General features: G+C 72.3%; 15 protein-coding genes. 3 read left to right on the top strand and 12 right to left on the bottom strand.

Annotation, left to right across the window (positions count from 1 at the left end; translation table 11 throughout):
• Positions 1-147: 147 nt before the first annotated feature.
• Positions 148-972, bottom strand: coding sequence for a MerR family transcriptional regulator (locus tag AB0L00_RS42530; protein WP_364443447.1), 825 nt, complete (start codon positions 970-972; stop codon positions 148-150).
• Between the two features lie 467 nt (positions 973-1,439).
• Between AB0L00_RS42530 and AB0L00_RS42525 the strand changes: the two genes are divergently transcribed.
• Together AB0L00_RS42525 and AB0L00_RS42520 are read left to right on the top strand one after the other, a co-directional pair.
• Positions 1,440-2,351, top strand: a complete 912-nt coding sequence (locus AB0L00_RS42525) for a helix-turn-helix transcriptional regulator (protein ID WP_364443445.1) — start codon at positions 1,440-1,442, stop codon at positions 2,349-2,351.
• Complete coding sequence (locus AB0L00_RS42520) at positions 2,348-3,169, top strand: SDR family NAD(P)-dependent oxidoreductase (RefSeq protein WP_364443443.1); 822 nt, start codon at positions 2,348-2,350, stop codon at positions 3,167-3,169. The genes AB0L00_RS42525 and AB0L00_RS42520 overlap by 4 nt, the downstream gene beginning before the upstream one ends.
• Positions 3,170-3,461: 292 nt before the next feature.
• On the opposite strand, the gene AB0L00_RS42515 is transcribed toward AB0L00_RS42520, so the two are convergent.
• A complete protein-coding gene (locus AB0L00_RS42515; RefSeq protein WP_364443442.1) occupies positions 3,462-5,582 on the bottom strand; it encodes a HEAT repeat domain-containing protein in 2,121 nt (706 codons plus the stop codon).
• Here AB0L00_RS42515 and AB0L00_RS42510 point away from each other — a divergent pair.
• Complete coding sequence (locus tag AB0L00_RS42510) at positions 5,539-7,185, top strand: hypothetical protein (protein ID WP_364443440.1); 1,647 nt, start codon at positions 5,539-5,541, stop codon at positions 7,183-7,185. The two genes, AB0L00_RS42515 and AB0L00_RS42510, sit on opposite strands and share 44 nt — an antisense overlap.
• Here the strand turns inward: AB0L00_RS42510 and AB0L00_RS42505 are convergent.
• The 10 genes from AB0L00_RS42505 to AB0L00_RS42460 all read right to left on the bottom strand — a co-directional run bounded on the left by AB0L00_RS42505 (position 7,182) and on the right by AB0L00_RS42460 (position 21,835).
• The gene (locus AB0L00_RS42505; RefSeq protein WP_364443438.1) at positions 7,182-8,600 is read right to left on the bottom strand and encodes a serine hydrolase; all 1,419 of its coding nucleotides are present in this window, start codon (positions 8,598-8,600) and stop codon (positions 7,182-7,184) included. The genes AB0L00_RS42510 and AB0L00_RS42505 overlap by 4 nt on opposite strands.
• Before the next feature lie 113 nt (positions 8,601-8,713).
• Positions 8,714-9,217 (bottom strand): MarR family transcriptional regulator, encoded by a 504-nt coding sequence (locus AB0L00_RS42500; RefSeq protein ID WP_364443437.1) that lies wholly within the window; start codon positions 9,215-9,217, stop codon positions 8,714-8,716.
• 19 nt (positions 9,218-9,236) lie between these two features.
• Positions 9,237-10,907, bottom strand: coding sequence for an FUSC family protein (locus tag AB0L00_RS42495; RefSeq protein WP_364443436.1), 1,671 nt, complete (start codon positions 10,905-10,907; stop codon positions 9,237-9,239).
• A 43-nt stretch (positions 10,908-10,950) separates the two neighbouring features.
• Entirely contained in the window at positions 10,951-13,002 is a 2,052-nt protein-coding gene (locus AB0L00_RS42490; RefSeq protein WP_364443435.1) for a glycogen debranching N-terminal domain-containing protein, read from the bottom strand.
• 97 nt (positions 13,003-13,099) lie between these two features.
• A complete protein-coding gene (locus AB0L00_RS42485; protein ID WP_364443434.1) occupies positions 13,100-15,715 on the bottom strand; it encodes a hypothetical protein in 2,616 nt (871 codons plus the stop codon).
• 150 nt (positions 15,716-15,865) lie between these two features.
• Positions 15,866-17,500 (bottom strand): glycoside hydrolase family 13 protein, encoded by a 1,635-nt coding sequence (locus tag AB0L00_RS42480; protein ID WP_364443432.1) that lies wholly within the window; start codon positions 17,498-17,500, stop codon positions 15,866-15,868.
• 37 nt (positions 17,501-17,537) lie between these two features.
• Complete coding sequence (locus tag AB0L00_RS42475; protein ID WP_364443431.1) at positions 17,538-18,407, bottom strand: carbohydrate ABC transporter permease; 870 nt, start codon at positions 18,405-18,407, stop codon at positions 17,538-17,540.
• A complete protein-coding gene (locus tag AB0L00_RS42470) occupies positions 18,404-19,420 on the bottom strand; it encodes a sugar ABC transporter permease (protein ID WP_364443430.1) in 1,017 nt (338 codons plus the stop codon). Before AB0L00_RS42470 ends, AB0L00_RS42475 begins: the two co-directional genes overlap by 4 nt.
• A gap of 55 nt (positions 19,421-19,475) precedes the next feature.
• Positions 19,476-20,747 (bottom strand): ABC transporter substrate-binding protein, encoded by a 1,272-nt coding sequence (locus AB0L00_RS42465; RefSeq protein WP_364443428.1) that lies wholly within the window; start codon positions 20,745-20,747, stop codon positions 19,476-19,478.
• A gap of 77 nt (positions 20,748-20,824) precedes the next feature.
• Entirely contained in the window at positions 20,825-21,835 is a 1,011-nt protein-coding gene (locus tag AB0L00_RS42460) for a LacI family DNA-binding transcriptional regulator (protein ID WP_345364427.1), read from the bottom strand.
• Positions 21,836-22,050: the final 215 nt, after the last annotated feature.

The raw sequence follows: 22,050 nt of genomic DNA, 5'->3' as shown, positions 1-22,050 counted from the left end.
AACCGGCGCTCTCCTCTTCAACCGTCACCAGTTCCCCGCGAGGCTCAGTCCGATGGTGGCTGTAGGTGATCTCCGGGGACGTACCAGCCCCGGGCGCCAGCGGCTTGGGGCGCCGGCTTGCCGGTTGCGACGTGGTGGTAGCCGGGGTCAGGTCGTGACGACCGGCGCCTGCAGCTCGGCGACCCACTCGTCCGGATTCTTCGAGGAGTTGAGCGTGACCTCCCGCGCGTGCCCGTCGAATCGGTAGCCGTGCGCGTCGACCCAGCGGACCAGTTGCTGGCTGGTGCTCAAGAAGCCATGGATCATGCCGCGGTGCACGATCGTGGCGGCGCGCTCGACGGGGGGCAGCGAGACGACCTGGAAGTCCGGGCCCTCGATGACTCCTGGGGGAACGGGGAGGCCGGCGTGCACGACGATCCCGTAGTCGCCTTCGCCAGGGGTCTGGAAGTAGATGGTGCGGGGGCCGGTCGGAGCGATTCCGGCAGAGTCGAGCCGTCGGCACAGCTCGTCGAACAGCCCGCCGATGAGCGGGCTGGTGTCGTCGGGGCTGAAGCTTGCAGCCGTTCCGCTCAGCTCGGCCAGGCGGATGGCGGCCAGTTGCCTGATGACGACGTCTTCCTGCGGCATGGAACTCTCGTTCTCGATCGATCGGAGCCTCGCTTCGACCTGGACCAGGCTGGATGCCGCCTCCGCGAGGGCTGCTTCCAGTTCGGCGCGTCGCAGCCGCAGCATCCCGCGCAACTCCTCGGTGCTGACGTCCTCGTCGAGGATCGTCTGCACCTCCTGCAGCGTGAAGCCGAGGTCCTTCAGTGCAACGATCCGGTTGAGGCGGGACAGCTGTGCCGCCTTGTAGAAGCGGTAGCCGCTGGACTGGTCCACGTGCGCGGGGCGCAGGAGACCTATGGCGTCGTAGTGCCTGAGCATGCGGATCGAAACACGTCCGTGCCTGGCGAAGTCTCCGATGGTGAACATGACGCTCTCGAGTGTCGGCCCTCACACTGTGGCAGGGTCAAGGGGCGCCCCTGCCGAACGCACGGCGCGTTGCCTCACACAGCCTGCCTTGAGCCGGTCATGCGGCTGATCGCAAAAAGGTGGAGGCGTCGAAGGGCGGAGCCTGGTCGAGGTCCCATGGTCGCGGCGACCGCGACCGGCTTGGTCGTGGAGGCCATCCGGAAGATCTGCCTTGATCTGCCAGCACGCCTCCAGGGCACGTCGATACCGCCGAACCGCTCCTGGGCCGTGTTGACGGCGGCGCGGACCTGTCCGGGGCCGGTGACGTCCAGCGGCAGGGCCAGGGCTCGACCGAGTGCCGCTCTTCCACGACATCACCGGCCAGGGTCCGGTAGCGGGGGAGGAATGTCCTGGTCAGCGGCTTCCTAGGACGCGGTGACCCAGGCTCGTGGCGTTCCGCGGCCCCGGTCGGCGGGGAGCATGGAGGTATGGCACGAAATGTGGATCTGAGTGAGTTCCTGCGCCGCTGCCGTGCCCGGATCAGCCCGGAGTCGGCGGGCCTGCCCGAGCGCGGCGCCTACCGGCGGGTGCCGGGCCTGCGGCGCGAGGAGGTCGCCCAGCTGGCCGGGGTGAGCACCGACTACTACACGCGGCTGGAGCAGGGCCGCCAGATCAGCCCCACGCCGGGGGTGCTGGAGGCGATCGCGGCCGCGCTGGGCATGGACGACGCCGAGCGAGCCCACCTGTTCGACCTGGTGCACCCGCAGCACGCCGCCCGCCGGAGCCCGCCGCAGGTGCAGAAGGTCCGCTCCGGGCTGCATCGGTTCCTGGACTCCTTCACCGACCAGGCGGCCTTCGTCCTGGGGCGGCGCGGCGACGTCCTGGCCGCCAACCGGCTGGCCAAGGCGCTGCTGGCCGATTTCGACGCCATGCCCTACCGGAAGCGGAACCTCACCCGGTGGATCATCCTGGATCCGGCCGCCCACGACCTGTACGTCGACTGGGAGAAGATCGCCTCGGAGATGACCGCCATCCTGCGCCTGGACGCCGGCCGCCACCCCGACGACACCCGCACCGCCGAGCTGGTGGGCGAGCTGTCGATGAAGAGCGAGCACTTCCGCCGCTGGTGGGCCGACCACAAGGTCCTGGACCGCAGCTTCGGCACCAAACGGTTCCGCCACCCCGTCGTCGGTCCGCTGAGCATCGACTACCAGGCCTTCACCATGCCCGGCGCCGACGACCAGACTCTCTTCGTCTACCTTCCGACCGCCGACCGGTCCTCTCAGGACGCCTGGCGCCTCCTGGCCAGCTGGTCCGCAGATCCCCTCCCCCGGCCCGCAGCCGACCAAGCCGCAGCCGGCCCCGCCGATTCCGCACACGACCCCCGGAGCACCTCGTGAGCACCACCCACCGCAATCCCGGCCGTCCCCTCGCCCTGGTGACCGGCGCGTCCGCGGGTATCGGCTACCAGTTGGCCCTGCTGTTCGCCCGCGACGGCTACGACCTGGTCGCCACCGGCCGCAGCGACTCCATCGACCGCGCCGCCGCCGACTTCGAACAGCACGGGGCCCACGTCGTTCCCGTACGGGCCGACCTGTCCGAACGCGACGGCGTCCAAGCGGTGTGGCAGGCCGTCCAGGACACCGGCCGACCGCTGGAGGCGGCCGTGCTCAACGCAGGTCGCAGCATCGGCGGCGCGTTCCTGGACACCGATCTGGACGACGAACTCGACCTGCTCGCCCTCAACGTCACCTCCGTCGTCGCGCTCGCCAAACCCGTCGCGCGGCACATGGCCGACCACGGCAACGGCAGAATCCTCATCACCTCGTCCCTGTCGGCGACGCTGCCCACCCCGTACGAGACCGTCTACGGACCCTCCCGCGCGTTCACGTACATGTTCGCCGAGGCACTGCGCCAGGAGATGAAGGACCGCGCGCCCGGTGTCACCGTCACCGCACTGCTGCCCGGCGCCACCGACAGCGGCTTCCACGCCCGCGCCGGAATGGGCAACACCGCCTTCGGGCCCGGCGCCAAGAAGAACAGCCGCGTCCAGGTCGCCGCTCAGGGCTACCGTGCCCTCATGGCCGGCAAAGACCACGTCATCGGCGGAGACCTGCGCACCAAACTCACCGCCCTGACCAACCGTCTGCTCCCCGAACCGTTCAAAGCCGCCCGCCACGCCCGCAAGGCCCGGCCCCGCGACACCGCGGTCGGATAACCGCGCGACGGCGCCTCGAATCCGGCCGGATTCGTGAAACCGGCGCAGGTCGCGGGCCGGTTAGCCGGGTCACGGCGAGGGCTTGGCCGTGGTCGCGTACGGACGTTATGCCAAGCGGCCGCCCCGTCAGCGCTCGCCCGAGCAAGCAGCCAGGGCCGCAGCGCCGGAACGGAAAGTCACGCCAAGAAGACCCGCGTCGGGCGGCTTAGCGTTACTTTCGTTCCGATGTCCTCAACCTCCGACATCCTCCACGTTCCCGTCCTCTCTCCGGCACGGGCGCACCGCTATGCGCTCAATACCGGTCCATGTCGACGTCCCACGCCTCCTGGGCGACTTCGGGCTCTGGGGAACCGCGCCAGTGCCGGAGCGCCTCCCGCCATTCGTCCGGCCAGTCGGTCCGGTCGCCGCCGACCCGGGTCAGCGTGACGGCGAACAGACCGGCCGCGAGGTCGGCCCGCCCGTGCAGGCCCCGGACGACCGCGAGGAGCAGCGTGGGATCGACCTCGCTCTGCCTCCCGTAGGAACGGAACCGGTGCGCGAGGCGTTCGGCGGTCCGGGCCGCGAGGACCGGCCGGTCCACGAGCAGGTCGGCGAGATCGGCGAGGTGGTCGACGAGGTCGACGAGGTCGCCGGCGAGCCGGGCGGCCTCGTCCTCCGGCCCGGCGTCGGCCGGTCCGGCCGTACCGGGGCCGGAGCCTTCGAGTCCGGCGGTGCGCTCTGGAACGGGAAGGAGCGCGAGGCCGAGGCAGACCGCCTCCGGCAGGTGCCCGGGATCGGCGAAGAGCCGCCGCATGGCGTCCCGCACGAGGCGCGGCTCCCAGGGCACGGGCCTCCGGCCACTGATCCAGTCCGTCGAGAGTGTGCGGACGATCGACCGTATCCGGGCCCGCGCCCGTTCCGGGATCGCCTCGCGGTCGTCCGCGGTCGTACTCGCCCCGCCGTGCCGGTAGGCGGTGCGCAACCGGTCGAGCACGTCGAGGATCTCGTCGTGCAGCGTCCCGGACGCCAGGAGAGTCAGGAGCACGTCCAGTTCGGCGTCGCCGTCCGGGTCGGCCGGGTCCCCGGCGGACCGGATGATCTCCGCGAATCCGTCTCGGTACCAGGGCGCCCACGTCGAGAAGGCCCTCCTGCCGCGAAAGCGGACGCCCGGACCGTCGGCCGCCAGGAACAGCCGGCGGACGAGGTCCGCGTACAGCGGGCGGTGGGCCGGCCCGTACTCTCGGGGATTCGCCTGGAACAGCGTCCGGAGCATGAGCTCTCCGGCGTACCGCTCGGCGGCCGCCCGCAGCGCGGGAAGCGAGCGTGGGTCCTCCGGCATCCTCCGCAGCGCGACCGCGACCGCGACCCGTACGTCACGGTGGGTGTCCGGGGCGTTCCACGCGCGCAGCAGCAGGTCCACCGCACCCGGCACGCGGCAGCCGGCCAGCCGCCGCGCCGCCTCCTTGCGCACGGTCACCTTGACGTCCGGGCCGAACAGCGCCCGCTCGAGGATCGGGCGGAGCCGGGACGGGGGTACCGACCCGCAGCACCGCGCGACGGCGGCCACCGCCGCGCGAGAGGCGGGTCCGCTCGCGCGGGCCAGCAGGATCGGCAGCGCCTCGACGGGCCCGTCCACGCCGCCCATCGCCTCGACCGCGGTCTCGGCGATGACCGGCTCGGCCTCTTCGGCCAGGCGGGCGAGGTCGGTGCCGGCGCCGGGGAGCCGGCCGATCGCCCGGACGGCCGACATCCTGGCGGCGACGGGCGGCCGGTCGTCCTCGATCAGCTCGCGCAGCCGCTCCCGGACCCGGTCGCACTGACCGGAGGTCCACCGCCCCGGCAGACCGCCGCCGGTGTCCGGAACCCAGGGACCGGAGTCCGGACCGCGCCGGGCGGAGCCGTCGCCGACCGGCAGGCCGAGCAGGTCGGTGCGGCGCCCCGCGACCGTCCGCCAGACGGCGGGCAGCTCGACCGTGGACGGATCGTCGCGCACGAGCGAGGCCGCCCGGTCGTCCCGGCCGGGCACGCCGGCCAGCCAGAGTCCGGCCGCCCGGCCGGCCAACGGCTCCGGTGCGTGCAGGACCGCCAGGCGCAGCTCCTCCTGGAGCTCGTCCAGTGCCCAGGCCCTCCTGCCGAGCGCCCGGGCGAGGGCGACGACCAGGTGGAAGTCGTCGCGTTCCCGCGCGGCCCGGAGGTGGGGACGCAGCACCGCGAGGAGGTCCCGCTCCTGACCGGCTCGCAGGACGGTGTCCAGCCGGTGCCATCGGTCGACCCGAGGTCGCTCCGGCCACCGGCGTCGCCCGCCGGGGTCCGGACGTGCCTCCTCGTTCCAGGCCAGGGTCATCGCGCCGAAGCGTCGCACGAGCCGGTCGTACACGCCGAACGCCCAGGTGACGAGGCGCGGCGAGAGGGCCGGATCGTGGTGCCGCAGCACCTGGGCGGCCAGATCCCGCAGCCGCGCAGGTGGCCGGCGAGGAGTCCCCGGCTTCGGCGACGCGTGCGGCGAGACGTTCGAGGACGTCCGCGGACCGGTCGTCCAGCAGTCCCGGGCGAAGGTCGCGCAGCGCGGCCAGCAGGGCTCCGCGCAAAGGGTCCTGCTCGTTCTCCGTACGCTGGGCCAGCTCGTCGAGCAACTCCGCGACCAGCGTCCGGTCCCCGGTGCGGGCCGCGCACTCGAGCAGCAGCGTACGGCCCGTTCCACGACGCCGGGGATCGCCGCCGAAGGCCGCCTCCCGGAGCGGACCGGCCGCCTCCTCGTACGGCAGATGGGAGGTCAGCCGAAGCGGGAGTTCGGGGTCGTCCAACCTGCTACGCGCCGAGTGCCAGACGGAGGCGTGCCGCTCCAGCGCCCGCCGCGCCTCGGCCGCCGCGCATTCGGGGGAAAGGAGGGCCAGGACGGAGTTCGACCACATCGATGCGGTCCCCGCGCCGGCCCGGACGGCCTCGAAGATCGCCGTTCGGCGGGCTGGGGGCAGCGCGCCGAGCAGCGGGCCCAGCCGGTGGTACAGGCCGTCGGCCAACGCCACGATCTGCGCGTCGGAGCACGCGCGCAGCCGCCTGAGCAGCGAGGGCGGTGGCGCGGATCGTGCCAGCCCCCCGAGACGGGCGCCGAACAGCACCCGGGCGGCGCGGTCGGCGTCCGCCTCGAAGAGTGCGCCGGCGACCGCCGCGGGCAGCCGGGCCCTGCCCCAGCCGATCTCCTGCCGTTCCAGGATCGACAGGACGCGACCGAGACGGGGGCGGGCGGCGGCGGTGACCGCGTCGCCGTGCCGCCGCGACCAGTGGCGATCCTCGGACAGCTCCCGCTCGACGTGGTCCAGGACGGCGTCCGGGTGACGCCGGCCCAGCGTCCGCCAGGACGTGACCGCGTGGGCCAGGTCCGGCAGCCGACGGGAGACGACGGCGGACGTGCATGCGGGCAGCAGCACGGCGCCCTCACGGTCACCCCAGCGGGCGCGGACCTGCGGGAGGAGACGGTCCGCGAGGACCGAGCGCCGTGCGTGCGCCAGCGTGCGGTACAGCGCCAGCCGGAGGTCGGCCGGCGCGTCGTCGAGGACGGCGGCCACGGCATCGTCGGACACCGGGAGGGTCCGCACCGCGCGCAGGGCCGCCCGGCGCAGTGCCGGATCCGGTCCCCTGAGGACCGCCTCGACGTACGCCAGGTCGCGGGCCGCCATCGCCAGGTGCAGAGCGGTCCGCCGCTCGTAGCGGCCGCAGCGGCCGAGGTCGGCCAGGAGCTCCCGGAACCGCGGGGTCTCGCGGTGCAGGCGCGCGTAGCGGGCCTGTTCCCGCATGCGGCGCGGGTACGGAAGAGGTTCGAAGAGGTGAAGGAACTCGACAGTGCTCGGGGCCGGTGCTCCGACCGGCTCGGCGGGCCTCAACGGCCGGGGCGGAGGCCGCCCTTTCCATCGATCATGCGCTCGATGATGGCGGATCGCCTCGCCGTCCGCAACCGCGGCGAGCACGGGCGGGCGCGCCCCGAGGAGGGTGAGGAAGGGGCCGGAGATCCGACGCCTTCCTCACCTCCGGGCGGCTAGCGCTGGGCCTCGTACTGGTCCATCGCACGGCCGAGCTTGGCGAACTTCTCGGTGCGGTTCACCGCGGGCTGGACGCCCGGGTCCGGACGGTTCGTGTCCTTGTAACGCCAGCCGAGGTTGCTGAACGCGACGATGACGTAGTTACGCTTCGCCTGGCCGGGCAGCGAGTGCACGATGCCCGCGTCCCCAGCCGCGAACGCCGTCAGCCCGGTCTTGTGGGCGAACGTCACCTGGGCGGCGTCCTGGCAGGGCTGCACAGGGTACTGGTACTTGCCGTCGGTCGGGTCCTCGTTGACCGTCACGGTCCCGTCCGGGCCGATCCACCGCTGCGCGATCCGCTGCGGCATGCCCTGGGCCGGGTAGCTGTAGCCGCAGTAGTTGGTCGTCGACAGGACGTTGTTCCAGCCCTGCTCCCCGAGTTCCTTCATGAAGTACTCGCGGGACGACTTGCTCAGGATGTCACTGGTGACCGGCTTGCCATTCGGAGCGGTCCACGCCGTGCCGGGAACGCCGTTGATGAGCATCAGCAGCTTGGCGGTGTCCAGCGACGACATGGTGATCTGCGGGGACCAGTCGCCGTTGGCCGGGTCGGTGCCCTTCAGCTGGAGCATGTCCAGACCCATGTCCTGGAACTGCTGGTTGAGCCAGTCGACCCCGCCGTGGTCGTGCATCACCTTGATGAGCGCGCACGCCGAGCCGTTGTCCGAGATGGTGATCATCCGGTCGAAGTACTCGCCGATGGTCCGGGTGGTAGCACCCTCACATCGGTCGGAGGCCTTCGTCGGCGTGTAGGCGTAGGTGTCGTCCAGCTTGATGGTGCCCTTGTCCACCAGCTGCATGATCCCGAAGCCGACCATCAGCTTGACGATCGACGCCGAGTAGGGCTCCATGTAGTCGATGGGCGCGTTCTCGCGGCCTGGGACGGTGTCGATCGTGCCCTGGCCGTTGTTGGCGTCCCATTGGTCCGTGTCCCATAGGCGGTACCGCACCGCGGTGGTGCGGAGGTTCTTGTCCACCGGGACGACGACGCCGTTCTTGTACTTCGGGCTCATCAGGACGGTGCCGGAGTTGACGGGCCGGCCCTTGTTGTCGAGCTCGATGACGGTCACGTCGACCTGCGGCTGCTGGTGGATCGTCGTGGCCGCGGCCGCATTGAGCGCCGGAGCCTGCTTCGGCCGGCCGGACTCGGACTCCGGCTGGGCGGCGAGAGCGCGGGCCTGGGCCGATCCAGGCGGGGTCGTGTCCAGGAGGTCGCCGAAGTTCTGCGCGACCATGGCGGCCTGGAGCCGTTCGGCGAGGGCACTGGACTTGTGCGTGGCAGCGTGGGCGGGCTGGACCATGGTGGCCGTCAACACGGCGGCGCCGCCGAGCACGACCAGGGCCTGACCGCGTTGTCGAATGCGAAGTGAGATCACCGCGCCAGCGTAGAGCAAAAGATGATCTTGGTGGCTACCTTTGTCACAAAACGGTTACGAGATCCGGCGCGCCGGCGTGGAAGGCGCGCCGGGCGCGGGCGCGACCGGCCGGCTCAGATCGGCAGGCCGCCCAGACTGCCTTCCAGGAGGACGAGCAGCTCACTGAGGACGTCGGCCAGCCCCCGCTGCTTGTCCGCGCCGAGTGGGGCCAGCAGGGACGCCTCGTAGCCGACCTGCTCGGGGACGAGGCGGGCGATGAGCCGCCGGCCCTCCTCGGTGAGGGACACGTGGGCGACCCGGCGGTCGCGCTCGTCGGCGCGGCGCTCGATGAGGCCCTGCTCCTCGAGCCGGCGCAGACGCTTGGTGACGGCGGCGCCCGAGGAGAAGGTCTCCCGCGCGAGCCGGGTCGGGGTCATCTCCCGGCCGACCCGATGCAGCGCGCCGAGCAGGTCGAACTCCGGCCGGGCAAGCCCCTCGCGGACCAGCGGGGCATCGGCCGCCTGCTGGAGCAGCGTCGCGCAGCGGGTGAGCCTGCCGATCACCGCGATCGGGAGGGTGTCCAGGTCGGGATGGACCCGCTGCCACTGACGCAGGACCTCCGAGACCGCGTCCTCCATGGTGTTCTCCATTCCCTGGTCAGGAGGCGAGTGACGTCGCGACCGGCGCCGACAGGCGCAGGGCCACGCGGGCGAGCGTGCGGTGCCCCTCCCGTTCGGCCGACGTGATCCGTTCCTCGGGGAGGCCGGGCCGCCACCACTCCCCGTTCGCGGCGTCGACCGCCTCGCGCAGCTCCACCAGCGACGCCACCAGGCGGTCCCGGGCCATGGCCAGGTCGCGCGGGTCCATGCCCCAGGCCGTGTCGAGCAGGGCGCGGGCGGTGGCGTCCGCGAGGACGACGCGGTCCAGGAGGTCGTCGATCCGGTGCCCGGCCCGGCGGTTCGTGATCAGGACGCAGCCGAGCAGGCCGATGACCGCGCCCACGCAGGTGTCGAGCCAGCGGTCGGCGACGAGCCGCCCGGCGGGCTGCGCGCCGGCGAACTCGACGACGAGCAGCGCCATCGGCGTGACGCAGACCGTCCCGAGCCAGTAGTTGCGGCCGATCAGCGCCTCCGCGCCGAACTGGAACGCCAGCGCGGTCAGCACCAGCGCCACCTGGCCGGTGCGGGTCAGCGGCAGGACCGCGGTGAAGACGAGCAGGCCGACCAGGTTGCCGAGCACCCGCTGCACGGCGCGCTGCCAGGTGAGCGACAGGTTCGCCTGGAAGATCGCGGCGGCGGTGACCACCGCCCAGTACGGGCGGCCCACGCCGAGGGCGGCCGAGCACCACCCGGCGAGGGCGGCGCCGACGGCCACCCGCGCGCCGATGGGGATGACCGGCGAGCCCGGACCCAGCGCGCGGAGGAGGTGGCGGGAGCCGCGGGCCCGTTCGACCGCCAGCCCGGCCAGCTCGCCCGCCTCGGCGGGGCTGGGCGCGGGCACCGGCGGAGTCCGGCCGCGGCGCAGGGCACGGGCCCATCGGACGAGCCGGTCGGCCTCCTCGGCATGGCCCGGCCCGGCCGCGAGGGCGGACTCGGCGCGGGCGACGAGCCGCTCCAGCGCCGCACGGGCGGCGACGCGCTCGGGCGTCCGGGCGGGCACGAGGGCCAGGGTGTGCCACGCGGCGTTCGCCGCGGCGGCGGCGTCGTGCCGGGCGCGCGCCGCCTGCCCGGGCGCGGCCCGCAGCAGCCGGGCCGCCGCGTCGAGGGCGCGGGCGACGGCGACGCGCTGCGGACCGTCCGGACGCACCAGCGCGGGCGCCATGCAGACCAGCCAGGCGACGCAGCCGCCGAGCAGGCCGAGTCCCAGGTGAGCGGGGACGTCACCGAGCCGCTGCGGCACGAACGCGCAGCTCGCGGAGATGAAGGTGAAGATCAGGTTCCCGGGTGGGCCGGTGCGGACGGCGTCGCAGACCACCTTGTGCGCCGCCGCGAGCAGGGCGGCCACGGCCACCCGGACCACCACGGAGTCGGTCAGCGCCGAGGTGAGGAGCGCGACGGCCGTGCTCGCGAGCATGCCGAACACGACCCACAGGAGGGTCCGGGCGCGCGCGGCGTACGGCCGGCCGTGGGCGTACAGGGCGCACATCGCCCCGGCGGAGGTGTAGAGGACCAGGTCGAGCCGGCCGAGGACCAGGAGCGCCAGGTCCGGCACGGCGAGCGCCACCACCACGCTCGACGCCACCTTGGGCCAGATGTCGCTGCCCCGGCCCACACGCAGCACGCCCTTCAGCGGCAGCAGCCGCGCACCACCCCTTCGTCGATCCACCACTCCAACAGCTTAACAGGTGTTTTACTCGTAAACGATCGGCCCCTCAGAGGTCCAGCGTCAGACCCGGCGGCACACCGATGAGCGACGCGGCGCCCTGGGGGTCGACGTCGATCGAGACGGTCGCGGCGCCGACGCGCACGTTGCTCACGGACAGCGGCCCGAAGCCCCGCAGCGGGGACACGGCGAGCCGGCCCGCCGGCACGTCGACGTCGAGCCCGAGGATCGCGGTGACCAGGGCCGGCGAGACCGCGGCGGCCCACGCCTGGGGCCGGCACGCCGCCGGGTACGGCACGGGGCCGGCCGGCACGCCGTCGTCCGCCGGCCCGGCCGGGCCGCTGTGCCCGGAGTTCCCGCCCGCCCGGTGGCTCCGCTCGGCGTTCGAACCGTGGCCCGCCGGGGCGGCCTGGCCGCCGAACAGCTCGGGCAGCCGATGACCGAAGCTCGGCGCGGCGGCGATCAGGCCGCGCGCCAGGCTCGCGGCCACGTCGTGGTGACCGGCCCGGACCAGGCCGAGCACGGTGATCACGGTGTCGTGCGGCCAGACCGAACCGAGGTGGTACGACAGCGGGTCGAAGCCGGCCGAGGCCGTGCCCAGCGTTCGCAGCCCCCAGCCGGAGTCCAGCTCGGCCAGCCGGGGCGCGACCCGGTCCTCCTCGGCCGGGGTGAGCAGGCCGGTGCCGAGCAGGTGCCCCATGTTGGAGGCCGGGCCGTCCACGGGTTCTCCCCGACCGTCCAGCGCGATCGCCGGGTAGCCGTCCACCCAGAACCGCGCCCGGAACCGCTCCGCGAGGGCCGCCGCCCACTCCCGGCGGCGGTCGCCGCCCGGCCGGCCGAACGCGTCGAGCAGGTCGGCGCCGAGCACGGCGGCCTGATAGGCGTACGCCTGGACCTCCGACAGGGCGACCGGCGGCGTCGCCGGACGCCCGTCGGCATGCTGGACACCGTCGGTGGAGTCCTTCCAGCCCTGGTTGACGAGCCGGTCCGGCGACCCGGTGTAGGACACGAAGGCGTCGCCGAAGCCCTCGAGCCAGTCCAGCGCCCGCTCGGCGGCGGGCAGCAGCGCCTCGACCTCGGCGGCCGGCATCCCCCACCGCCACGCCTCCGCGAGCGTCGTGACGAACAGCGGCGTGGCGTCGACCGTGCCGTAGTACACCGGCGGCAGCCACCCCGCGGCGTGCGCGGGCCGCAACTCGTGCGGGATCTTGCCGGGCGCCTCCTCCGTCTCCGGGTCGTGGCGGACGCCCTGGTGCCGGGCCAGGGTCCGCAGCGTCCCGGCGGCGAGCTCGTACCCGAGCGGGAGCGCCAGCCGGGCGGTCCACAGGGAGTCCCGGCCGAACAGCGTGAGGTACCACGGGCTGCCGGCCGCGCAGTACAGGTCGCCCTCGTCGGCGAGCAGCAGCGCGCCGAGATCCGCGATCCCCTGACCGACCAGCGCGTCCAGGCGCCGGTCGGCGGACCGTACGGTGAGCGGCGCGGCCGACCAGGGCGGCGGCGCACCCGGCGCCAGCGGCCGGAACCCCTCCACCGGCGGGGGCGTCGCCCGTACGGTCAGCGTAGTCGTGAACTCCTCCCCCGGCGCCAGGGTCGGCTCGGCCCGCAGGCGCCCGGTCAGCAGCACCGCGTAGCCGTCCGGGCCGGTGTGCGCGACCCCGTCGCGCAGCGACACCGCGCCCGCCCGGGCGCCGTCGCCGTGGTCGCCCGTCCGGCCCGGCTCCCCGGCGTGCCACGCCTTGACGTCGCTGATCTCGGCGAGGTCGGCGGCCGCCTCGACCGCGACGGCCACCGTGACCGGCTCGGTCCCCGTGTTGCGGACGCGGATCTCCTCGGTGCCGCCGTCGCGGCCGACCGTACGGGTCCGCTCGACCGTCAGGTCGCCGAGCGCCGCGGTGAAGCGGGCGCCGTCGGCGCCGACGAGGGTCGCGTCGACCGGCGCGGGCTCGGCTCCGTCGAGGGTCAGCACGAGCCGTGACAGGACCCGGCGGTCGGCGACGTACAGCCCGTCGGCACCGCCGGTCAGCTGCCCGCTCGGCGGGGAGAGCCAGAGCGCGGGCGCGGCGACGCAGGTCAGGTGCTCATGGAGGGAGGACTGGGACACGGTGACTCCGGGGTGGGCAAGGCGACGCCCCGCCCGGGGTGGACGGGGCAGGGCGAAAGGACGCCCCGCCCGGAAGGCCGGGCGGGGCGTCGCGGGTTCAGCGGAGGGTGACGGCGAGCACGGCGGTGCCGCCCGCGGATCCGGCGTCGGCCACGACCTCGGTGCCGCGCGCGGTCGTGCGGACCTGGTACTTCACGGCGCGCCCGTCGAGGGTCACCGCGGCGACCTTCGCGCCGGCCGGCAGAACCTGGCCGATCAGCAGGCTCGCCTTGGCGGACCGGCCGGTCACGGTGGTGCGCAGCGACTTCCCGGCGGCCTCGGCGGTGACGTCGACCGTGCCGCCGCCGACCCGGATGTGGCGTCCGGCGACGCGGGTCTGGCCCGGCGGCACCTGCGGGACGACCTCCAGCCGCGCCCGGCCCATGTCCGGGGAGACGCCGAGCTGCTGGTGGACGACCGGCCAGAGGTTGCCGTACGCGCCCCACGCCTGCAGGACCATCGAGCGTCCGGTCAGGGGACGGTCGATGTTGGCGGGGTCGAAGTCCGGGCTCGGCGCGATCTCCGGCATGGCGCCGGGCATCTCCCACAGCGACGGGTCGAGCTGGATCCGGGCGTTGTCGGTGGTGTACGTCCGCTGCTGGGCCAGGCGGCCGTAGTTGCCCTCGGCGACGGCCATGATCCCGTTGCCGAGCGAGAAGACCTCGCGGTCGCTCTGCACGGACGAGACCACGCCGTCACAGGACGGTCCCTTGTTCCCGCCGTCGGCCGAGGTCGGGCCGGTGCCCGTGTGGTAGAGCCCGGTGGTGCCGGTGTAGCAGGACTGCTCACGCCGGGCCAGCGCCGCCCGTGCGCGCTGGTCGTCGGCGAGCGGACGGGTGACCTGGCCGGGGCGGACGAGTTCGGCGTCCATCGGGGTCACGCCGATCCAGTGCCGCTGGAAGATCTTCGTGTTGTCGTTGGCCGGGTCGTCGGCCTTGTCGATGGAGTCGGCGTACTGGGCGGTGTCGCCGCCGTACCACCAGGCGCCCTCGAACTTCTTCTCCATCGCATCGGCGCGCCCGCCCGCCCATGCGGCGGTGGCGCCGTCGCCCTCGGCGGTGGCCAGGTCGGCCAGGTCCCGCAGACCGCGGATGGTGTACACGGCGTTGTCCAGCTTCTCGACGCCCATGCCGGCACGCTCGACGTTCCCGGACCCCTCGGGCCAGCCGTCGCCGTCGGCGTCCAGCTTCTCCACGATGTAGTGCATGTTGCGCTTGGCGAAGTCGTACATCGAGTCGAGGAACGCCCGGTCACCGGTCCAGCGCCACACCAGCGCGACCGCGCTGGGGAACTTCGCGGTCTCGTCGGTGTTGCCGGCCTCGCCGTTCGCGCCGAAGTAGACCGAGCCGTCCGAGACGACCTCGTGGATCACCTTGCCGCTGCGGTCGTTGACGATGTCGCTGGTGTCGCGGACGGCCCGCAGATGGTCCTCGATCGCGGAGAACTGCCCGGCCGCCACGGTCGCGTAGGCGGTGTACTCCCCGTCGGTGCCGAACAGCCACGGGTAGTCCGGCCAGCCGGCGCCGAGCCAGCGGGCCTTGGCGACGGTGCCCTTGGGCGCCGGGTACTCCTTGCCCTCATGAGTGACCCGCAGCTTCAGGTCGCGGGCCTCCTGCACGGAGTCGGCGAGGTTCTGCTTGCTCCACTCGACGCTCTGCTGCAGGAGCCGGTCGCCGGGCAGGTCGACGACGGTGTTCGCGGCGACGGCGCGGCGCGCGGCGACCTTGCGGGCCAGCAGGCCGGCCGGGTCGCGCAGCGCGGTGCGCAGCGCGCCGTTCGCCTCGGAGAGGCCGTGGTCGGAGCCGGCGACGGCGATCCAGACGGTGGCCTTGCCGCCCGCCGGGACGGTCACGTCGTAGGAGAGCCGCCCGCCCGTGCCCTTGCCGAACGCCGTGTCGTCGCAGCGTTTGGGCTGGTCGCCGGTCGCGGGGCAGACGACGGCCGGATCCTGCGGCCCCCGGTGGTCGGGACCGAGCTGGTGCGCGACCGGCGTGCGGTCGGCGGCGACGAGCGCGGCGTAGTCGTGCCGCGTCGCGTTCGGGACGTTCGGGGTGCCCTGCTCGCGGAAGACCAGCGACCCCTTGTCGTACGCCCCGGTGTCCGGGAGGTTCATCGCCTGCTGGTCAGGGCTCGTCGAGCCCCACGGGTAGGCGGTCATCAGCTCCGAGTGCGCGTCCACGTCGAGGCGTACGGTCTTGCGGGAGTCGGAGCCGAGGGTGATGCCGATGAGGCCGGCGCGTACGCCGTCGGGCGCGACGTCCGTACGCTCGGCGCGCACGCCGTTCGCGGCCGTGTAGGCGATCCGGGTGTACCCCTGCCCGGCGGTGAACCGCTGGGCGGCGGCCTGCTTGCCGAGCCACGCGCCGTCCAGGCCGAACCAGACGCCGTCGAGCAGCTTGAGGGGCGGGGTCCAGATCCCGCCCATCTCCCCGGTCGTGTGCCAGCCCGCCGCCGGGTACAGCCCGTCCTCGGTGGACACCGAGTAGAACCGGTCCCCGATCACGACCGACCGCCGATCCGGCAGCCGGGTCGTCTCCGACAGCTCGGCCGGGGCGGCGGAGACCGCGGGGCCGGTCGCGGCGCGGGCCGGGGCCGGCCGCGCGGCGACGGTACCGGCGGTCAGGACCAGTGCGACCGCGACCGCGGGTACGGGTCGTAGGGCGTGGCCTCTCATGCGCATCACCTCTCGTGGATCTTCCCCCGAGCGTTCAGGTGCCCTGAAGGCGTCCGGCGGATCTCTGTCACCGGACACCCCGAGGGACGAAGACGGCCCGCCGTCCGGGGTGCCGCGGTCGGCGACACCTCCGGACGGCGGGCCGCGTCATCAGTCGGAGACCGCGAGCCAGGCGGCCGTTTCCGTGGGCAGCAACCCGCCGTCGAGCGGGCCGCTGGCCAGCAGGACCTCGGCGTCGGCGGGCAGCTCCTGCGGCACCCCGGACAGGTTGACGACGCAGGCGAAGCCCGGTGCGCGGGTGAACCGCAGCACCCCTTCGGGCGCGTCGTCGTCCCAGGTCAGGTCGCCGTCGCCCAGGGCCGCGTGCTCGTGCCGGAGCCGCAGCGCGGCGCGGTACAGCTCCAGCGTGGACGCCGGGTCCCCGGCCTCCGCGTCGGCCGTGAGCCCCTTCCAGGACTCCGGCTGCGGCAGCCAGGGCGTGCTCCCGTCCGGACCGAATCCGTACGGCGCGGTGTCACCGGACCACGGAAGCGGCACTCGGCAGCCGTCCCGGCCACGGGACGTGTGCCCGGAACGTTCCCAAACCGGGTCCTGCAGGGCGGACTCGGGCAGGTCCTCGACCTCCGGGAGGCCGAGCTCCTCGCCCTGGTAGACGTACGCGCCGCCGGGCAGGGCCAGCATGAGCAGCGCCGCCGCCCGGGCCCGGCGGGTGCCGAGCTCCAGGTCGACGGGCTCCTCGACGTCGTGCTGCGGGCCACGGCCGCCGGTGTTGGTCCGGCCGTACCGCGTGACGTGGCGGACCACGTCGTGGTTGGACAGGACCCAGGTGGCCGGGGCGTTCTCCAGGGCGAACGCGCCCAGGCTCGCGTCGATCACCTCGCGCAGGCTCGCGGCGTCCCACGAGGCGCGCAGGTAGTCGAAGTTGAACGCGGTGTGCAACTCGTCGGAGCGCAGGTAGCGCGCCAGCCGCTCCGGAGTCGCCACCCACGCCTCGGCGACGAACGTACGGTCGCCCTCGTAGCGGTCGGCCACCCGCCGCCAGCCGCGGTAGATCTCGTGGACCCCGTCGCGGTCCCAGTGCGGGTGGTCGAGCCGCATGCTCGGCTCCAGGACGTCCTCCGCCTCGCCGCCGAGGTCCGGCAGGCCGTCCTGCTTGATCATGCCGTGCGCGACGTCGATGCGGAAGCCGTCGACACCGCGGTCGAACCAGAACGCCAGCACCTGTTCGAACTCGGCGCGGACCTCGGGATTCTCCCAGTTCAGGTCCGGCTGCTCGGGGGCGAACAGGTGCAAGTACCACTCTCCGTCCGGCAGCCGGGTCCAGGCACTGCCGCCGAACGTGCTGCGCCAGTCGTTCGGCGGCAGCTCGCCGTCGGCTCCGCGACCGGTCCGGAAGACGTACCGGTCGCGTTCGGGGCTGCCCGGGCCGGCCGCGAGCGCGGCCTGGAACCACTTGTGCCGGTCGGAGGTGTGATTGGGAACGATGTCGATGATCACCCGGATGCCGTGGTCGTGCGCGTCACGGATCAGGGCGTCCGCGTCGGCCAGAGTGCCGAACATCGGATCGATATCGGTGTAGTCCGCCACGTCGTAGCCCCCGTCCGCCATCGGAGAGGGGTACCACGGCGTGATCCAGACGGCGTCGACGCCGAGGTCGCGCAGGTACGGCAGCCGGGATCGAATCCCGGCGATGTCACCGATCCCGTCACCGTTCGCGTCGGCGAAGCTGCGAATGTAGATCTGGTAGATGACGGCGCTGCGCCACCAGGGGGCGTTGACGTGCACTGTTTCCCTTCAGGGGGGTCGGGGAGGGTGTCGTGCCCTACTTCACGCCACCGGCGGTGAGGCCGGCGATGATGCGGCGCTGCAGGAGCAGCACGACGATGACGAGCGGTACGGTCACGAGGACGCCGGCCGCCATCTGCGTGCCGAACGGCTGGTCGAAACCGTACGCCCCGGTGAACTTGGAGATCGACACGGTGGCCGTCTGCATCTCCTTCTTGTTCACCATGCTCAGGGCGATCATGAACTCGTTCCACGCGGCGATGAACGCGATGATCGCGGTGGTGAAGACACCCGGCGCCGCGAGCGGAACGATGATCTTTCGGAAGGCCTGGCCGCGGGTGCACCCGTCGACCATGGCCGCGTACTCCAGTTCGAACGGCATCTGCCGGAAGAACGCGTTGAGGTTCCACACCGCCAGCGGCAGCACGAACGACAGGTTTGGGATGATCATCGACTGGTAAGTGTTGATCCAGCTGATGTTCGTGAACAGGTGCAGCAGCGGAACGATCAGGGAAATCGTCGGGAACATCGAGGTCGCCACGATGATGCCGAGCACCACGTTCTTGAACTTGAAGTCCAGCCGCGCCAGCGCGTACGCCGTGAAGGTGCCGACGACGAGCGTGAGCACCGTCGTCACGCCCGCCACGACGACGCTGTTCAGCAGCGCCCGCTGGAACCCCACGTCGTGCTTGAACACCGCCGTGAAGTTCTTGATCGAGATCGGCGAGGGGATCGGCGAGTTGTCGAACTGATCCTCCGGCCGCCGGAAGGCCGAGACGACCATCCAGTAGAACGGCGCCAGGCAGTAGAGCGCCACCACGATCATGCCGAGGTACGAGAGCGCCCTGCCCGCGCTGAAGCTCCGGCGCTCCTTGGCCCCGGACTTCGAGGTGGAAATGGCGGTCATGCCGTTGCCTCCCGGGTGGGCCGCGAGCCCTTCTTGGCACGCTTGGCGGCCGCGGACTTCTTACGCGCCCGCGCGTCGCCGATGATGTCGGCGCCGAGCAGCTTGACGAAGGCGTACGCGACGACCGCGACGTAGACGAACAGGATCGTGGCGTAGGCGGCCGCGGGACCGTACCGCAGGTTGGTCGCCTCGTCGTAGGCGAGCATGGACAGGGTGTTCACCGAGTCCTTGTGCGCGCCGATGAGCACGAACGGCAGGTCGAAGAACCGCAGCACGTCGAGCAGCCGGAACAGCACGGCGACGAGCAGCACCGGCTTGATCAGCGGCAGCGTGATCTTGCGGAACGTGTACCACGTGCCGGCCCCGTCCACCTTCGCGGCCTCGTAGACCTCGGCCGGGATCAGCTGGAGGCCGGCGAGGACGAGCAGGCCGACGAACGGCGCGGTCTTCCACGTGTCGGCGATGAGTACGGCGACCTTCGCGTGGAAGCCCTCCGTGGTCCACAGCACCTGGTGGCCGATGATCGCGTTGGCCACGCCGTCGGCCTGGAAGACCCAGCGCCACAGCAGCGCGGACACCGCGGTCGGGATCGCCCAGGGCACCAGAATGCTCGCCCGGACGAAGCCCCGGCCGCGGAAGGCCTGGTGCATGACCAACGCCATCGCCACGCCGAGAATCGTCTCGATGATGACGCCGACGACGGTGAAGAAGGTGGTGTTGTAGAACGCGTTCCAGAACGCGTGCGAGCTGTCGCCGGTCAAGATGTCGGTGTAGTTCTTCAGCCCGACGAACTTGTCGCCCTTGACGACGAACCCGTTGGCGTCCAGCCCGTTGCTGCGCTGGTACAGCGACTCACGGAGCGCGTCGACGATCGGGTAGCCGACCACGAGGGCGAGGACGAGGAAGGTCGGCGAGAGCAGAATGGCGGCCAGGCGACCCGAGCCCTGGACGTCGCTCTTCTTTTTCTGCTTTACCGGGGCGACGGTTCCCGGTTCGGCGGTCGTAGTAGTCATGGAGCCCTCCTGGGGGCCCGTGGCGGGACGACGGGCGTCCCGCCACGGGACGCGGCTACGGCGTGATCAGCTGTCCAAGCTTGTTCTGCAGGTCGGCCAGCGCCTGGTCGGAGGTCGACTTGCCGGTGAGCGCCGCGTAGGCGGCCTCCTGGATCGCGGCGGTCACGTCGCCGTACCGCACGGCCTGCGGCCGGGGCTTGGCGTTGTCGAGGGAAGCCTTGAGGGTCGTCAGGTAGGGGAACTTCTTCTGCAGCTCCGGGTCGGAGTACAGCGACGCCAGGGTCGGCGCCTCCGAGGAGTTGATGAGGTTGGCGCGCTCGGTCTGCTCGCTGGTCAGGTACTTGATGAAGTCCAGCGCCGTGGCCTTGTTCTGGGCGAACTTGGAGATCGCCAGGTTGTGGCCGCCCAGGGTCGGCGCGCCCGGACCGTTCAGACCCGGCAGCGGGGCGACGGCGAACTTGTCGACGACCTTCGAGTCGCCCTTCTTGTTCGACAGGGCGTAGGCGTACGGCCACTGGCGGTAGAAGACCAGGTTGCCCTTCTCAAAGGCGCGCCGGGACTCCTCCTCCTTGTAGCTGATGGCCTCCTTGGGGATCATCCCGTTCTTGAAGCCGTTGACGAGGAAGTCCAGGCCCTGCTTGGCCTGCGGGGTGTTGACGTTCGGCTTGCCCGAGTCGTCGACGACGACGCCGCCGGCGCTCTCGACCGCCTCGGAGAAGTTGACCGTGAGGCCCTCGTACTTCTCGAACTGGCCGGCGTAGCAGCTGGCGCCCTTGATCTTGGCGCAGTCCTGCTGCATCTCCGCCCAGGTCTTCGGCGGCGCGGTGATGCCCGCCTTGTCCAGCAGGTCCTTGTTGTAGTAGAGCAGACCGGAGTCGGTCTTCCACGGCGCGGCGTACAGGTTGTTCCGGTACTCACCGGTCTTGGTCGCCGAGGGCAGGAACTTCGTCAGGTCGAACTGGTCCTTCGGAAGCTGCGCGATCCACTGGTTCGCGGCGAACTCCGCCGTCCACACCACGTCCAGGTTCAGCACGCTGTACGCGTTGGACTTGGTCTGGGCGTTCTGCACCATCTGCTGCCGCTGCGCGTCGGCGTCCTCCGGCAGCTCGATGATCCGAGCCTGCTCCTTCGGGTGCTGCTGGTTCCAGGTGTTGACCAGGTTCTGCAGGTTGCCCGACGTGTCCTTACCGGTCGCCAGCGTGATCGGCCCACGGCCGCTCAGCGCGCCGGAGTCGCTCGACCCGCCCTTGCTGTCGTCGCTCTTGCTGCCGCCACACGCGGCGGCGACCACGGCGACGCTCGCCGCGATGACCGCGAAGCGGGTCATTCTCGAAACGGATGCCACCTTTACTCCATCCTGAGGGATTGTTCGGTACTGCTGCCGGGTCGGATCCCCGGCCCTCGTCACTCCCGTGCCACGAGCTCTGGGCGCAACATCACCCCCTCGGGCGGGGAATCACTGCCCTGCACCCGCGCCGTCAGCAGACTGACGACGCGTCGCGCCACCTCGTCGAGCGGTTGCCGGATGCTCGACATCCGGGGCGAGATCAAAGACGCGGCGGGTGAGTCATCGAAGCCCACCACGCCGACGCGCGGACGGCCGTCCGCGTCCAGGCCACCGGCGAGCCTGGCCCCGACGGCGTGCGTGTCGCTGCCGCACACGAACGCGGTCGGCGGCTCGGGCCGCGCCAGCATGCGCTCGGCCGCCGCGACGGCGACCGCGACGCCCTCACCGCACACGCCGATCAGTCCGTCGGTCTCCAGGCCGTGCCGGCCCATGGCCCGCAGCCAGCCCCTCCGCCGCTCGTCGCCGAACCCGGTGCCCTCGGGCCAGCCGAGGTAGGCGATGCGCCGATGGCCCCGGCCGATCAGGTGCTCGACCCCCTGCTCGATGCCGTACGCCCCGTCCACGTCCACCCAGGTGTACGGGCCGTCCTCCTGGCCCCAGGGCCGGCCGAAGCACACGAAGGGGATGCTGCGCTCGGCGAACCACGGGAGCCGCCGGTCCCGCGCGGACACGTCGGCCAGGACGAACCCGTCGACGGTGCCGGTGCGGATCAGGTCCTCGTAGGTCGCGAGTTCCTCGTCCACGGCCGTCGGGGCGAACAGCAGCAGGTGGTAGCCGGCGGCCCCGGCCGCCGCGGTCAGCGAGTAGAGGAAGCGGTCGAGGAAGTTGCTCACGCCGATCGGCGCGGGGATCTTCAGGCCGAGGCACCGGCTGGCACGTTCCCGGAGGTTCTGCGCGGCGCGGTTCGGCCGGTAGCCGAGCTCCTCGATCGCCCGCCGTACGCGGGTGGCGGTGTCCGGCGCCACGCGCGCGGGACGGTTCAGCACGTTGGAGACCGTCTGACGGGAGACACCGGCGGCCGCGGCGACATCGGAGATCGTCACTCCGTTCGCGTCTCGACCGTTCATCCCTCTCCCTCGCGTTTCGCGATATTTCTGGTGACCCGGGGCGATTTGATCGTTCAAATTGCCACCACGCGAGAAGGCGTGTCAAGCAGATGTCGAACACGTTTCCGGCTCGTTACATGCGCGTGTTGGTACCGAGTCCGAGTGGTCCGGACCACTCGGGCCCGAGCAGCTCACAAGCCCCGAAACGGGCAGGTTTCTCCCCTAGGGAGGACGAT

Source organism: Actinoallomurus sp. NPDC052308, assembly GCF_040679195.1.
Lineage (GTDB): Bacteria > Actinomycetota > Actinomycetes > Streptosporangiales > Streptosporangiaceae > Actinoallomurus > Actinoallomurus liliacearum.
Note: the sequence above shows the minus strand (reverse complement) of the source record. Positions and strands in the feature narration are given on the sequence as shown.

Coding starts and splice junctions, on each gene's coding strand:
- AB0L00_RS42530 (WP_364443447.1), bottom strand. CDS start 972: ATGTTCACCATCGGAGACTTCGCCAGGCACGGACGTGTTTCGATCCGC.
- AB0L00_RS42525 (WP_364443445.1), top strand. CDS start 1,440: ATGGCACGAAATGTGGATCTGAGTGAGTTCCTGCGCCGCTGCCGTGCC.
- AB0L00_RS42500 (WP_364443437.1), bottom strand. CDS start 9,217: ATGGAGGACGCGGTCTCGGAGGTCCTGCGTCAGTGGCAGCGGGTCCAT.
- AB0L00_RS42485 (WP_364443434.1), bottom strand. CDS start 15,715: ATGAGAGGCCACGCCCTACGACCCGTACCCGCGGTCGCGGTCGCACTG.
- AB0L00_RS42475 (WP_364443431.1), bottom strand. CDS start 18,407: ATGACCGCCATTTCCACCTCGAAGTCCGGGGCCAAGGAGCGCCGGAGC.
- AB0L00_RS42470 (WP_364443430.1), bottom strand. CDS start 19,420: ATGACTACTACGACCGCCGAACCGGGAACCGTCGCCCCGGTAAAGCAG.
- AB0L00_RS42465 (WP_364443428.1), bottom strand. CDS start 20,747: ATGACCCGCTTCGCGGTCATCGCGGCGAGCGTCGCCGTGGTCGCCGCC.
- AB0L00_RS42460 (WP_345364427.1), bottom strand. CDS start 21,835: ATGAACGGTCGAGACGCGAACGGAGTGACGATCTCCGATGTCGCCGCG.